General features: G+C 67.3%; 16 protein-coding genes. All 16 read right to left on the bottom strand.

Annotated elements, in window-relative coordinates:
• Position 1: 1 nt before the first annotated feature.
• The 16 genes from DB31_RS21715 to DB31_RS21640 all read right to left on the bottom strand — a co-directional run bounded on the left by DB31_RS21715 (position 2) and on the right by DB31_RS21640 (position 14,004).
• Positions 2-481, bottom strand: a complete 480-nt coding sequence (locus DB31_RS21715; RefSeq protein ID WP_240486805.1) for a DUF6310 domain-containing protein — start codon at positions 479-481, stop codon at positions 2-4.
• Positions 482-920: 439 nt separating this feature from the next.
• Positions 921-2,201 carry a hemolysin family protein gene (locus tag DB31_RS21710; protein WP_044191022.1) on the bottom strand — a complete coding sequence of 427 codons (1,281 nt, stop codon included), beginning with the start codon at positions 2,199-2,201 and terminating at the stop codon, positions 921-923.
• 105 nt (positions 2,202-2,306) lie between these two features.
• Complete coding sequence (locus DB31_RS21705; protein ID WP_083968563.1) at positions 2,307-2,687, bottom strand: response regulator; 381 nt, start codon at positions 2,685-2,687, stop codon at positions 2,307-2,309.
• A gap of 117 nt (positions 2,688-2,804) precedes the next feature.
• Positions 2,805-3,638: a metallophosphoesterase family protein gene (locus DB31_RS21700; RefSeq protein ID WP_044191020.1), complete on the bottom strand. Its 834-nt coding sequence runs from the start codon at positions 3,636-3,638 to the stop codon at positions 2,805-2,807.
• Positions 3,639-3,716: 78 nt separating this feature from the next.
• Entirely contained in the window at positions 3,717-3,932 is a 216-nt protein-coding gene (locus tag DB31_RS50575; protein WP_044191019.1) for a hypothetical protein, read from the bottom strand.
• A 10-nt stretch (positions 3,933-3,942) separates the two neighbouring features.
• On the bottom strand, positions 3,943-4,632 hold the full coding sequence (gene phoU, locus DB31_RS21690) for a phosphate signaling complex protein PhoU (protein ID WP_044191018.1): 690 nt from the start codon (positions 4,630-4,632) through the stop codon (positions 3,943-3,945).
• A gap of 13 nt (positions 4,633-4,645) precedes the next feature.
• Positions 4,646-5,389 carry a phosphate ABC transporter ATP-binding protein PstB gene (gene pstB, locus DB31_RS21685; protein WP_240486844.1) on the bottom strand — a complete coding sequence of 248 codons (744 nt, stop codon included), beginning with the start codon at positions 5,387-5,389 and terminating at the stop codon, positions 4,646-4,648.
• 43 nt (positions 5,390-5,432) lie between these two features.
• Positions 5,433-6,344 (bottom strand): phosphate ABC transporter permease PstA, encoded by a 912-nt coding sequence (pstA, locus tag DB31_RS21680; protein WP_044191016.1) that lies wholly within the window; start codon positions 6,342-6,344, stop codon positions 5,433-5,435.
• Positions 6,341-7,351, bottom strand: coding sequence for a phosphate ABC transporter permease subunit PstC (gene pstC / locus DB31_RS21675; RefSeq protein ID WP_083968560.1), 1,011 nt, complete (start codon positions 7,349-7,351; stop codon positions 6,341-6,343). The genes pstA and pstC overlap by 4 nt, the downstream gene beginning before the upstream one ends.
• 36 nt (positions 7,352-7,387) lie before the next feature.
• Entirely contained in the window at positions 7,388-8,209 is an 822-nt protein-coding gene (locus DB31_RS21670; protein WP_044191014.1) for a phosphate ABC transporter substrate-binding protein, read from the bottom strand.
• Between the two features lie 31 nt (positions 8,210-8,240).
• Positions 8,241-9,482, bottom strand: a complete 1,242-nt coding sequence (locus tag DB31_RS21665; RefSeq protein WP_044191013.1) for a hypothetical protein — start codon at positions 9,480-9,482, stop codon at positions 8,241-8,243.
• A gap of 95 nt (positions 9,483-9,577) precedes the next feature.
• Positions 9,578-10,267: a response regulator gene (locus tag DB31_RS21660; protein ID WP_044191012.1), complete on the bottom strand. Its 690-nt coding sequence runs from the start codon at positions 10,265-10,267 to the stop codon at positions 9,578-9,580.
• A gap of 126 nt (positions 10,268-10,393) precedes the next feature.
• Complete coding sequence (locus tag DB31_RS21655; RefSeq protein WP_044191011.1) at positions 10,394-10,888, bottom strand: SixA phosphatase family protein; 495 nt, start codon at positions 10,886-10,888, stop codon at positions 10,394-10,396.
• 52 nt (positions 10,889-10,940) lie between these two features.
• A complete protein-coding gene (locus DB31_RS21650; RefSeq protein WP_044191010.1) occupies positions 10,941-11,933 on the bottom strand; it encodes a metallophosphoesterase family protein in 993 nt (330 codons plus the stop codon).
• Between the two features lie 12 nt (positions 11,934-11,945).
• Positions 11,946-13,310: a sensor histidine kinase gene (locus DB31_RS21645; protein WP_044191009.1), complete on the bottom strand. Its 1,365-nt coding sequence runs from the start codon at positions 13,308-13,310 to the stop codon at positions 11,946-11,948.
• A gap of 13 nt (positions 13,311-13,323) precedes the next feature.
• Positions 13,324-14,004 (bottom strand): response regulator, encoded by a 681-nt coding sequence (locus tag DB31_RS21640; protein ID WP_044191008.1) that lies wholly within the window; start codon positions 14,002-14,004, stop codon positions 13,324-13,326.
• Positions 14,005-14,091: the final 87 nt, after the last annotated feature.

The raw sequence follows: 14,091 nt of genomic DNA, 5'->3' as shown, positions 1-14,091 counted from the left end.
TTCAGCACCAGTCCATGACGACGATGTTGAGGGAGGGGTCTGCGTCGCGCAGAGCTTTCCGGTGCGCGTCGCTACGAACGCCTACTACGAAGGCATACCCACAAGCGCGTGCGAGATCGCGCTCGCGCTGCAATTCCAGCACCTGTTTCTCGATCACAATCTCCTGAAGGGCGACCGCGTACGTGTCGAAGTTATCGGTCTTGACCTCCCACAGAACGCCCGCGCGGATTTGCAGTGCGTCGAAATGCTTACCATTGACGAGCGCATCAAAGCCGGGAACACCGTTCTGCGGAACGTTGTCGGCGCACTGATTGTGCAGGGGATCTCCGCCAAGGTGCGGCTTGATGTGGGGGATGCACTCAGGACGGGGTTCCGGAGCCACCGGGGCGGGCGGATCCCTGTTCGATCTGGACCTCTCCGGCGCCGGGTTCGCATCCGGTTCTTGTTGCATCTGTGCACCAGGGTCCACCATGACGGTCATGGGCGGAGCCAAGCCGGGCGACGGAAGAACGGGTGCAACGGGCTTCGGTGCGACGAGGGGAGCCCAGGGAATGGCCACCTGTCTGTGCTGCTTCGGCTTGCGCTGCTGAGGCTCTGTCGTAGCGCAGGCGGAGAGCAGTAGCAGCAGAACGCTGCAAGTGCGGGAACTCATGGCCACATCCGTTCCTGAAGAGGGCCTCCTTAATCCCTACAAGCCCCGTGTTTTTTTAGCTCCTCCGCAAGGAAGGCGGAGGCCAGAAAACACGGGAACGTTTGGAGTAGATCATCACCGAGCCATCCCTCAAAGCGACAGTGAAGGTGTGACACACGCGGCGGATGAACCGACGAATCCATGAGAGTGTTTTTGCCCAACTCCCCAGCCACCTCAGGAGACACTCTCCAGCGTTTCGGACTCAATGCTGCCCCTCATTCATCTTGGCTCAGGACTCCGTCGGGGACGGCGGAGGCGGCAGGTGGATGCGCACCGTGCGCACCCGGCGTGGCGTGGCGTCCAGCACCTCGAGCACCGTGCCGTCATCCAGCGTCAGCCGCGTCCCTCTCTCCGGGATGGCCCCTGTCTTGGCGGAGCACAGGCCTCCGATGGTCGAGTACCCATGGCCCTCCTCCAACTCGAGGCCCAGCTCCCGGTTGATCTCCCTCAAGCTCGCCGTGCCCTGCACCACCGCCGTGGTTGGGCTCTCGCGCTTGATCAGCTCCTCTGGCGTCTCCGTCTCGCTGAGGATGTCCCCCACCAGCTCCTCGACCAGATCCTCCGTCGTCACCAAACCCTGCACCCCACCACGCTCATCCACCACGATGGCCAGCTGCATGCGGCGCTTCTGCAGCTCCTTCAGCGCGTCCAGCGCCCGCATCGTCTCGAAGACGAAGTAGGCCGGGCGCAGCACGTCCTCCAGGACAATGAGCGTTCCCTCCCACGCCACCCCCAGCAGATCCTTCGCGATGACGTAGCCCACGACGTTGTCCAGCGACCCCTCGTAGACCGGCATCCGCGAGTGCCCGTGCTCCAGCAGCACCTGCCGGATCTCCTCCGCGCTCGCGTGCCGGCGCAGGGCCACGATGCGGTGCCGAGGCACCATCACTGCCGACAACGTCAGGTCCGTCAGATCAAAGGCCCGCGAGGCAATCTCCCCCGCCCGCGGATCCAGCGAGCCCATCTTCGCCGCCTCCTCCACGAGCTGCTGTAGCTCCTCGGGAGACAGCCGCGCCTCGGCGAAGTTCGTCTTGTCCCCGAAGAAGCGCAGCAGCACGTTGGAGCTGGCCGTCAGCAGCCACACCAGCGGCTGGACCAGCCACGCCAGCCCATGGAGCGGCCGGCCAATGAACAGCGCGTACCGCTCGGAGTAGCGCAGCGCGAGCGACTTGGGAACCAGCTCACCCAGCACCAGCGACAGGTAGGAGATGAAGCCAACCACCCCAGCAAAGGCCAGGCTCTCCGCTGTCTGCGAGCCCACCCCCAACTGGACCAATAACCCCGCGAGCGGGTGCGCCAGCGAAGCGCCGCCAAAGGCCGCGGCCGTCGAGCCGACGACCGTGATGCCGATCTGCACCGTGGCGAGCAGACGCTCGGGGTTGTCTCTCAGGGCGGTGATGGCCCGGGCCGCGCCGCTCCCTTCATCTACAAGCTCGCGCAGACGGGTCTTGCGCAGCGTGAGCAGCGCGAGCTCCGCGCCAGCGAAGACTCCATTCGCCAGCACCAGCAATAAAACGATGACGAGTTCCGACGCGATGAGATCCTCCCCAGAAGAGCACCCTGGCCCACTGTGGAAGTTCTAGCGCGAGCAGCCACCCTGGTGGCTACTCTGAACTCAGGCTTCGAGCGATTGTAGGAGGAGCGACAGCTGGTCGCGGCTGGCGCCCTTGGGCAGGTAGTAGTGGGGGCCCGACATCAAGGCGCTGCCCACATCCGAGGCCGCGGCGGAGGTGAGGAAGACGACGCGCGGCTTCGTGTTGCGCGGCATCCGCTCCGCGACCTCTAAGCCGCTCATCCCTGGCATGTTCAGGTCGAGCAGCACGACGCCGTACTTTTCTCGGGAGAGCGAGTCCAAGGCCTCCTGCCCATCCGCAGCCTCGATGGCCTCGTAGCCGAGCTCCTCCAGACACAGCCTCAGGAACTCTCGCCAGTCCGCGTCGTCATCGACGACCAGAACCTTGCGTACCCCATTCCCGTTGGTGCTTGGTCGACCCAAAGAACCTCCCTGACACGAGGACAACCCCGAGAAGTGACCCCAGCATTCAACGGAAGGCCTGGGGCCTGCTGGGTCGGAGGGCAGGGGAGCGAACCGGGCCGGAGCCAGGAGGGGCCCTCAGAAGAGCGACGTGCTCAGCTGGTTCGCCAAGTACTGGAGCGCAGGCAGCACGTTATGGCTCGCGGTCCTCGGCGCCGGAGCCATCGCCGTCTGCTGCCACGCTGGGGCAGCGAGCAGGCGTCCGCCCGCATGCGTGAACATCCGGAACTGTCCCAGTTCCGTGGAGCTGCCCGAGTTGTACACCCGCAGAGCCCTCCCCTGGTGCAGCCCCAGATCAAACTCCCGGGGGACGTGCCGGTGCCCATGCAGGATCAGGTCGCAGCGCCCTCGGACGCGAGCCACCAGCTTGGCTCCTAGCACCAGCTCCGAGGCGTAGGGCCAGCCCATCCGAGTGGCCAGCCGCTCGGGCAGGCTCTCCTCGGGCAGAGGCAGCACGTGGTGGTGCAGCAGGAGAACCGTGAGCGCCTCGCGCGGAGCGGCGGCCACGGCGGCGTCCACCTCCTCCAACTCTGCCAACGACAGGGCGCCATGGCTTGCGAAGTAGGAGCGGTTGTGTGGCCCGGTGGAGTCGATGCACACGAGGTAAAGGCCCTCGCGCTCCACGGTGCACACCTTGCGGCCCTGCATCCACCGGCCGACCACGTCGTCCCCAGGGCGGTCATGGTTGCCGGGGATGAAGGTGAGCCGCCCCGTATCGAGCAGCGGGGCGAAGATCTCCCGGAAGCGGCGGAACTCCGCGCTCGCTCCCTGGTGCGTCAGGTCTCCCGTCACCACCACATGATCCACCTGCGCGGCGAGGAGGCTCTCCACCAGGGCTCGGGCCGCCGCGTCGCTGCCAGGGCTCAGGTCCAGGTGGAGATCCGAGAGGTGCGCCAGCTTCCGAAAGGGCATGCTCCATCAGTAGCCCTCCGAGAAGACACCCTCATGGCGCGCAGGTGAAAGCCGTGGGAGCCCTGTGTGACAACGCGGTTACCCCGCGACCAGCTCCTCGGCCGGCTCGGCCTCGCTCGGGACAAGCTCCAGCGAGGCTGGCGCCTCCACGGGAACCGGGACCAGACGCGTGCCCGGCAGCACCCGGAGCCGCGTGCCTCGCCAGTCCACCGTCCGGCTGAACAGACCATGGCACCACGCCATGAAGAGCAGGGCGTCCTTGAAGAGCACCGCCGGCAGCGCCTGCCAGGACACCGGCTGCTTGCTACTCCTGCGGAATGTTCCGGCTCTGCGGGTGGCGGATGTCCTTGCCGCGCACCATGTAGATGACCATCTCCGCCACGTTCATCGCGTGGTCGCCGATGCGCTCCAGGTGCTTGGCGATGAACATCAGCGCCGTGGCTCGGCGGATGTTCTTCGAGTCCTCCATCATGTACGCGAGGAGCTCGTTGAAGATCTTCAGGAAGAGGGCATCCAGGAGATCGTCTCCCTTGAGCACCTCTTCGGCCTTCACCACGTCATTGGACACGAAGGAGTCCAGCGCCTTTTTCACCTGCTGCTGCGCCTGCTCGGCCAGCCGCGGCGTGTCGATGTAGGGCGCCAGCGGCGGCACCTGGCTCAGGTCAATGGAGCGCTCGGCGATGTTCACCGCCAGGTCTCCAATGCGCTCCAGGTCCGTGACGATCTTCAGCGCCGTGGTGATGAGCCGCAGGTCGCTCGCGGCGGGCTGCCGCAGCGCCAGGATGCGGCGGCAGAGATCGTCAATCTCCACCTCCAGGCGGTTCACGTCCTTGTCGGACTTGATGACGTTCTCGGCCAGTGCCGAGTCCCTGTCCGTGAGCGCGCGCACGCTGTTGGCGATGAGCGTCTCCACCTTGGCGCCCATGGCCAGCAGCCGCTCGCGCAGGTCGCGCAGGTCCTGCTCGAAAGCCTTGTCGGTATGTATCGATGGCATCCGCCCCTCGCTCCTACCCGAACTTCCCGGTGACGTAGTCCTCGGTGCGCTTCTCACGGGGGTTCGTGAAGATCTGCTCCGTGGGACCGCACTCCACCAACTCGCCCATGTAGAAGAAAGCCGTCCGATCGCTCACCCGCGCCGCCTGCTGCATGTTGTGGGTGACGATCGCGATTGTATAGGTCGCCTTCAGCTCGTGGATGAGTTCCTCGATCTTCGCCGTGGCGATCGGGTCCAGGGCGCTCGCGGGCTCGTCCATGAGCAGCACCTCGGGCTCCACCGCCAGGGCGCGGGCGATGCACAGGCGCTGCTGCTGGCCGCCGGACAGGCCCAGGGCACTCTCGTCCAGCCGGTCCTTCACCTCGTCCCAGAGCGCCGCACTGCGCAGGGACTTCTCCACGCGCGTGCTGAGCTCCGCCCGGTCCTTCATCCCGCCCACCCGCAGGCCGTAGGCCACGTTCTCGAAGATGGACTTGGGGAACGGGTTGGACTTCTGGAACACCATGCCCACGCGGCGCCGCAGATCCACCACGTCCATGTGGGAGTCGTGGATGCTCGCGCCGTCCAACAGGATGGTGCCGGTGTGGTTCGAACTGGTGATGAGATCGTTCATCCGGTTGAGCGAGCGCAGGAAGGTGGACTTCCCGCACCCGGAGGGGCCGATGAGCGCCGTCACCTGACGCTCGGGAATGGCGATGCTCACCTTGTTGATGGCCACCTTGGTGCCGTAGCGAAGGGTGAGCTCCCGCGCCTCCATCTTGATGCGCGGGCTGGGCGGCTGGAAGGTCATGGACGGCGTCTCAGTGGGCGTTCGCGGCCTTCCGGCGAGTCCGAGTCCGGATGACAACCGCGATGAGGTTGAGGGCGAAGGTGAGCATCAGCAGCACCAGCACCGTGGCGTAGAGGAGGGGACGGGTGGCCTCCACGTCCGGCGACTGCGTGGCGAGCACGTACGTGTGGTAGCCCAAGTGCATGAACTGCGAGCTCAGCGACGAGGGAAGCTCCGGCAGGAAGTAGGCCGCGCCGGTAAAGAGGATGGGCGCCACCTCGCCGGCTCCGCGGGACACAGCGAGCACCGCGCCCGTCAGGATGCCCGGAAGCGCGCCCGGCAGCACCACCCGAATCAGCGTCTGGGACTGGGTGGCTCCCAGCGCGAGGCTCGCCGTGCGGTGATCCAAGGGAACGGCGCGCAGGGCCTCCTCCGTGGCGACGATGACCACCGGCAGCGTCAGCACCGCCAGCGTGAGGGAGGCCCAGAGGATGCCGGGCTGGCCCCAGTGCAGCTCCTGATATCCGAGCGCTCGATCCAGGCTGCCGCCGACGAAGTGAATGAAGAATCCCAGCCCGAAGAGGCCGAAGACGATGGAGGGGACGCCCGCCAAGTTGGCGACGGCCACCCGGACCCATCGCGCCAGCTGCGAGTCGGGCGGGGCGTACTCATGCAGATAGACGGCGGTGAGTACGCCCATCGGCATCACCGCCAGCGTCATCAGCAGCGTCAGCGCCGCCGTGCCATAGAGGGCGGGGAAGATGCCGCCGCCCATCATGCCGTCCGAGGGAGGCTCGGAGAGGAACTGCCAGGTGACGTGGCCGATGCCGCCTCGGACTACGTCCCAGAGGATGACCGCGAGCATCCCCACGATGAGGAGCGCGGCCAGCCCCGTCAGAGACGTCAGGGCGCCGCCCAATGTCCGGCGTGTGCCGTACTTCACGCGGCACCTCCCGTGAGCTTCTTGAGGACGCGCTTCGTCCAGGCGGACGCCAGCATGTTCAGGATGAAGGTGAAGATGAACAGCTCCACGCCGATGAAGAAGAGCAGTGAGTAGTGAGGGCTGCCCACCACCACCTCGCCCATCTCCGCGGCGATCGTCGCCGACAGCGAGCGCACCGAGTCACTCAGGTTGGCCGAGACGACGGCGGCGTTACCCGAGGCCATCAGGACGATCATCGTCTCACCGATGGCCCGGCCGAAGCCCAGCACGCACGCGGCGAGGATGCCCGGGGCCGCCGCGGGAAGGACGACCTTCCAGGCGGTCTCCCACGGCGTGGCCCCCAGCGCCAGCGAGGCCTCCCGGTAGCTGCGAGGCACCGCAGTCAGTGCGTCCTCGGACACGGTGAAGATGACGGGCACGATGGCCAGCGCCAGCCCCAGGCCCGCGACCACGGCGTTGAGCCGGTAGGTGAAGCCAAAGGTGTCCTGGAGGAAGGAGGCCAGCACCATCAGCGCGAAGAAGCCGAGCACCACGGACGGGATGCCCGCCAGCAGCTCGATGACGGGCTTGAGCAGCTCGCGCAGCCGCCGGGGCGCGAACTCCGCGGCGAACAGCGCGGCCGCCACGCCCACCGGCACCGCCACCAGCATGGACACGAGCGTCGTCTTCAGCGTGCCGACGAAGAGCGGGATCATGCTCACCTTCGGCACGTTGGACACCGGTTGCCAGAGGTAGGCCAGCGGCTTGCCCGGCCGGGTGGGCTGGGCCGTGAACATCTTGGCGAGGCTCGCCTCCTCGCGGGCGTGGGCATCCAGGAAGAGCCCCAGCGCCTCCTTCGCGATGAAGACGATGATGAGCACCAGCGCGGCAATGCCGGTGAAAGCCATCACCGTGATGAGGCCGGCGATGGCCTTCTCCCGGAGCTGCCGTCGCCGCGCCGCCGGAGACAGCCGCGGCACGACCATGGTTTCCGCGAGACCCTGCTGCATGGCGGCTTCTCTATCCATCTGACTCAGCGCCTCGCGTGACAATCGTGTGACGACCTACTTCACAGGGAAGTAGCCCACCTTGGTGACCAGCTGCTGGCCCTCGGCCGACAGGGCGTAGTCGATGAAGGCCTTCGCCTCACCGGTGGGCTTGTTGCGCAGGTAGAAGTACAGATCGCGCGAGAGCGGGTACTTGCCGCTCTTGATGTTCTCGGCGCTGGGAGCCACCTCGGCGCTGCCCACCTTGATCTTCAGCTCCTTGATGCCCTTGGCGTAGGCGGCGCCGCCGTAGCCAATGCCGTTCTTCTCCTTGGAGACGGCGTTCACCACCGCGGCGGTGCCCGGCAGCGTCTGCGCGCTGGCGGTGTAGTCCTCCCCCCCGAGCAGGTTGTCCTTCACGAAGACGTAGGTGCCGGAGGAGTTCTCGCGGGAGTAGACGACGATGGGCGCGTCCGGGCCGCCGACGTCCTTCCAGTTGGTGATGTCGCCCAGGTAGATGCCCTTGAGCTGCTCCTGCGTCAGGGAGGTGAGCGGGTTCTTCTCGTTCACGTAGAAGGTGACGCCGTCCTTGGCGACGGCGATCTCCGTGCCGGTGGTGTTGAAGCGGGTCCGGAGCTTCTCGGACTCCGCGTCCTTGATGGGGCGGCTGGACATGCAGATGTCGGTGGTGCCGTTGATGAGCGCGGAGATGCCCGTGCCGGAGCCGCCGCCCGTCACCTGAAGCTTGGTGCTGGGGTTCTTCTTCATGAACTCCTCGGCCCAGCGCTGGCCGAGGATGACCATGGTGTCCGAGCCCTTGACGGTGACGGTGCCCGCCTGGGCCACCACCGGGAGGGCCAGCAGGAAGACGGCGAGGAATGACGCGAGGAATTTCTTCATGTGAAGGCTCTCCTTTTGAGAGGTGAGAGGACTAGTAACGGGCCTGCAGCTGCAGGGTGAAGAGGTTGTCGGTGGGGTCCTCGGCGGTGCCGTCCTTGACGGTCTCGGTCTTGTTGAGCTCGTAGGCCGCAGTGAGCTTCACGGTCTCGCCGAAGTAGTGGATGTACGCGAGGCCCAGCGTGCCGATGGCGTTGTTGGCGCCCAGCTTGCTGCCGCTCTCCTGGGCGGGCCGGCCGTTCTCGTAGTCGAAGTACTCGTAGCGGACGACCGCCTCGTCCGACACACCGATGTTCTGGGCGATCTGCGCCCACCAGCCACTCGCGGGGAGGCCGAGCTGCTCGACGTTGTTGCGCTGGTAGGTCTTCCCGGTGGCGTACTCCGCCTTGAAGGCCGTGCCGCCCACGGGCACCAGATCCAGATAGACCTGAAGGTCGGCACCGAGGCGGGTGCGCGGGTAGGCCTTCCGCGTAGTGTCCCCATTGCGCTTGCCCAGGGTGAGGCCCTTCCAACCGGACATGCCGCCGGAGATCCACTTCAGGTCAAAGCCCAGGCGGCCAATGACGTCCTTCTCCTTGTCATTGTCCGTGCCGACGAAGCCCACGTTGTTCATGGCGTTGCCATCGAAGACGCCAGCGGCGGCGCGCAGGGCGCCGTACTTGCCGTTGAGCCGGACGCCGCGATCCCGCTCGCCCGGGAGGAAGGCGCCCGTCATGCGGGAGCGCTCAGGGAACTCGCGCTCGCTGGAGGAGAAGGGGCCCTCGAAGTTGAACGGCACCTTCATCTGGCCCAGCGTGATGGACAGGTTCTGCTTGGTCCCGGGGATGAAGAGCGTGGCCTCCGCGTCTCGCAGCTGCACCGCCGTGGGGATGATGTCGACTTGGATCATCGCCAGGCCCGTATCGCCGGTGTAGGCCGCCTTGATGCGGCCGCGGCGCACGGTGAAGCGGCTGAAGCCGTCCGTCAGCTTCAGCTCCGGCGCGGCCTCGTCGTAGTCCGTCTGCTGGTACTGGTAGCGCGCCTGGATGTAGCCGGAGAACTTGAGCTTCTTGAGGATGCCGAGATCGTTCTTCGTCTCGATGTTCTGCTCCTCGAGCGCCGCGACCTTGCCCTCGGTGGTGGTCAGCCGCTCCTCCACGGAGGGGGCGGCGGGGGCGGCGGGGGCCTCGGAGGTCTCGGCTGCGGGCGTGGCACCCGTGGCCGGCTGCGGCTCGGCGGCCTGCGCCAGCGCGGCACTCGAGGCCAAGGTCATCAGAGCAACAAGGACGTTTTTCATCGGGGTGTGCAACTCCAGTGGATAGCGGCGCGGGCGATTTATGGGGTGTCTGTGGCTGTTTCGCGGCGCGCGAGTGCCAAATGGGTCACGCCTCTTCAGGAGGCAGCGGAGTCGACGATTCGGTAGCCGACACCGCGCACCGTCTCGAGGGAGGTGCGCGCGGGCCCGAGCTTGTCGCGCAGGCGCATCACGTGGGTGTCGATGGTGCGCGTCTCGAGTGCGCTGGACAGGCCCCAGACTTCCTCGAGGAGCTGCTCGCGCGACTGCACGCGGCCTACGCGCGTCATCAAGTACTCCAGGAGGCGGAACTCCAGCGCGGTGAGGGGGACTTCCTTGCCCTCCACGTAGAAGCGGTGGGCGCCCACGTCCAGCTTGAGGGATCCGAGCGTCACGGGCGCCACGCTGTCCTTCGGCGCCCCGCTGCGGCGCAGGATGGCCTTCAGGCGCAGCACCAGCTCGCGGACGCTGAAGGGCTTGGTGACGTAGTCGTCCGCGCCTACCTCGAAGCCGAGCACGCGGTCCGCCTCCTCGCCCTTGGCGGTGAGCATGACGATAAGGATGTCCCGGGTGTTCGCTCCCGCTCGGAGCTGCCGGCATACCTCCGTGCCGGGCATGTCCGGGAGCATCAGGTCCAGCAGGACGAGATCGGGCCGCTGCTGCCTTGCCGCGGAGAGGGCCGCCTCGCCCGTCGAGGCGACTTGGGTGGAGAAGCCAGCCGACTTCAGGTTGAAGTCGATGAGCTCGGCGAGATCTCGCTCGTCATCGACGATGAGGACGTGGGACATGACGGCGCAGAGATAGTCCTCGCCGTTTGCGGCATCGTGACGCAGGTGAAACAACTGCGTGACGAAGCGTGCACTGGGATTTCGCAGGGTTGCGCGGCCGTGTTGCAGGCCTGTGACAACCGGTGCTCAGGAGCGGCGCTCGCCGGGGCGCAGCACGGCCCGCCCGGGTGAGGCGAACCAGGCCAGCTCGAAGCGCTTGCCGGAAGGGTTCAGCGCCAGCACGGTACCCTTGCGCAGTTTGTCTGGAAGCTCCTCGCCGAGCGCTCGCGCACCGGCGCGGGCCAGCCCCGGGTTGTGGCCCACCAGCGCCCAGCCCTGACCCAGCTCCAAGGCCAGCTCCAGGATGCGCTTGTGCGCGTTCGCGTGGGGCAGCAGCGCGCCGTGCACCTCCACCTGTCCGATGCCGAAGGCCTCGGCGAGGATCTCCGCTGTCTGAACGGCGCGCACCAGCGGGCTCGTGACGATGCCCGTCAGTGGGGTGAGGCGCGCGAGCTTGCGTGCATGCTGGCGGAAGGCGGCGCGGCCTTCGGAGGTGAGGGCGCGGGCCTCGTCACCGAGCGGGTGTTCATCCTCCGCCACCGCGTGGCGGACAATCATCAACGGAAGCATGTGGACGGACATGGAGCGCCGTCCCTATCCCTGGCTCCGGACACAGGCAAGCGACGCCTGTGTGTCAGCCGTCCATGTCGTTGACGTTCTCGAGCTGTGCGGCGAGCGCGGGCTCGTTCGACAGCGCCGCAGCCTGGGCGTGGCCGAGGTCCGTGGGGTCCACCGCCTCCTGGCGCAGGGCGGCGGCCTCGGCCTCGTCTCGCGGTACGGGCGGCTCCTCCGCGACAGGCATCTCGGTGACCAGGTTGCGAACGGGCGCACCCGGAGGCGGACGCAGCACGGGGCCCGGAGGTGGCAGGCCCGAGTGGCGGCGCGCGGCCTCCAGCAGCGCGTGGTGGTGGCGGTAGCGCGCCTCGACGAGCTTGTGGATGAGGATGGGGCCGCCCGGGACCTTGCGCGCGGTGAGCGCCTGGGTGGCTTTGCGCACCGGGTAGCGCACCCGGCGGATCTGCACGCGCCAGCCCTTGGGCGTGTACGTGAAGATGCCGTAGGCGGGACGCAGGTCTCCGTCTCGAGGAATCCCCGCGCTGGCCACGTCGGCGATGATCATCCGGCCCACGCGGCGGCGGTAGGGGAAGTGCAGGTGCCCGAAGGCACAGGCGGCCGCGTCCAGGTGCATGAAGAAGCGGCGCACGGACATTTCGTCCAGCGTGGGGTCCAGCGACTCCTCGAGGTTCTTCGGGTTCGCGTGGCAGACGAACAGGTCCTGGCCCTTGCGCGGCGAGTAGCGGATGGAGAAGGGCAGGGCGCCGAGCATCTTGAGGTGGGCCTCGCCCAGCTGGTCTCGCGTCCACCGGAGCAGTTCCGTCTTCCAGTGGTCCCGGTCGCGGTAGGCGCCGCCCAGGTAGTTGCCTGCGAGGTAGCAGTCCGTGTTGCCCATCAACAGCGCGTCGCACTTGTCGGCGAGCAGCTCCACCGTCTCGCGAGGGTGGGCGCCTCGCAGCGCGAGATCCCCGGCGGCGACAATGTAGTCGGGCGCCATCCGCTCGATGTCCTCGAGGACAGCCTCGCAGGCGGGGAGATTGCCGTGAATGTCCGCGAGGATAGCGACCCGCATCGTGCCGTTATCCTACCCGGATGCCGCCTCCGGGGCAGCCACAGGGAGAAAAATCGCAAAAAGGCTGCCGACCTGGGGCTGGCTCTCTACCTTGACCTCCCCCTCCATGGCCCCGACCAGGTGCTTCACGATGGAGAGCCCCAGGCCCGTGCCGCCCATGTCCCGGCTGCGACCTTTGTCCACCCGGTAGAAGCGCTCGAAGATTCGGGCCAGGTGCTTGGGTTCGATGCCCACCCCGGTGTCCTTCACCCGGACCACGCAGCGCCCTTCTTCCAATGTGCCGAAGACGTCCACCCGGCCGCCGGGCGGGGTGTACTTCACTGCGTTGTCCAGCAGGTTGAGGAGCACCTGCTCGACCGCCCGCTCGTCTCCTCGGGCCATCAAGTCAGTGGGGACGTGGAGCTCCAGCTGGATGTTCTTCCCCGCCGCCTTGGGCCGGACGGTCTCCGCGGCCCGAGCCGTGGCCACGGCCATGGGGACATGGGAGATGTTCAGCTTCACCTCGCGGGACTCCAGCCGGGACAGCTCCAGCAGGTCCTCGACGAGCTCGGAGAGGCGCTCGGATTGGCGGTGGATGATCTCCACCATCTTGGGAGCCACCTCCGGGTCCTTCAGCGCGCCGCTCTGGAGCGTCTCCGAGTAGCCGCGGATGGCGGTGATGGGGGTGCGCAGCTCGTGCGAGACGTTGGCCACGAAGTCCTTGCGGACCTTCTCCAGCCGCCGCAGCTCCGTCACATCGTGAAACACGGCGGCGCTGCCCGGCAGGTCCTTGCCCAGGGGGGTGACGCGGATGGCGAGCGTGCGGGGAAAGAGCCCCTCCAGCTGCAGCTCCAGGCGGGTGGAGGCGCCCTCGCGGCAGGCGCGAATGACCGCGTCGTTCAGCTCCTCGTTGCGGATGAGGGCGAGGGGGCGCTGGCCGACAATCCCCGTGCTGCCTGGCTGGAGCATCTCGCGCAGGGCGTCATTGTGGTGCACCACGGTGCCCTGGGCGTCGGTGATCCAGATGCCCTCGATCATGCTGTCCAGCACGGCGGTGAGGGTGCGGGTCTCCTGGGAGAGCTGGGCGTTCTGAGCGGTCAACCGGGAGTGGAGCGACTGGATGGCTCCTTCCAGGTGGGCCACCTCGTCCAAGGTGTCCTCCTCCTGGGCGACGGAGGGCCCTGAGGGAGTGCCCTCGATGCGGCCCCGTGTCTTTCGCAAGAGCACCTGGAGCTGGCGCTGGATGCTGTCCCGGCTGGCGACGATGGCGATGACGAAGCCCGCCATCGTCACCATGGCCGCGGCGATGGCGCTGCCCGGGGTCCCCAGGACGACCAGCACCACGATGACGCCCATCGCGGGCAACAGCAGCGGCACGAGGAGGTTGCGCATGGTCAGCCCAGCGAGGCGCTCACGGCACGTTGAGCTTGTAGCCGACGCCGCGGACCGTCTCGATGATATCGCCCGCGGGCCCCAGCTTCTCGCGCAGGCGCTTGATGTGCGTGTCCACGGTGCGGGTGTGGATCTCCGCCTGGATGCCCCAGACGTCGGATAGGAGGACCTCGCGCGTCTGCACCCGCTCGCCGCGCTCCATCAGCGTGCGCAGCAGGCGGAACTCCAGCGCGGTGAGGATCACCTCCTGGCCCTTCACGCGCACCTGGTGGCGGGCGGTGTCCAGCTGGATGTCCCCGGCGGTGAGCTGGGCGGCAGGGCCCTCGTCCGCGTCCGAGCGCCGCAGCACCGCCCTGACCCGCAGCATCAGCTCGCGGACGGAGAAGGGCTTCACCACGTAGTCATCCGCGCCCAGCTCCAGGCCCTGGATGCGGTCGGACTCCTGGCCCTTGGCGCTGACGATGACGACGGGCACCTTGCGCAGCTCCGTGTCGCTCTTGAGCATCCGGAGCACCTCGCTGCCGGCCACGTCCGGGAGCATCAGGTCCAGCAGCACGAGGTCCGGCATTCGCGCCCGGGCCTTGGCCAGGCCGCCCGCGCCGGTGTTCGCCGTCTCCGTCTCGAACCCCGCCGCGCGCAGGTTGTACTCGACGAGTCCAGCGAGGTCCTGCTCGTCCTCGATGATCAGGATGCGCGCCATGCCCCTAGCACTAGCAGATCCCATTGTGACAGCGATGTGAAACCCACACAGAGTGTCTGGTTCAGACTCGCCGCACCCCGGGGAGGC

Origin of the sequence: Hyalangium minutum, from assembly GCF_000737315.1 — a bacterium.
In the GTDB taxonomy this organism is placed as follows: Bacteria; Myxococcota; Myxococcia; order Myxococcales; family Myxococcaceae; genus Hyalangium; species Hyalangium minutum.
Note: the sequence above shows the minus strand (reverse complement) of the source record. Positions and strands in the feature narration are given on the sequence as shown.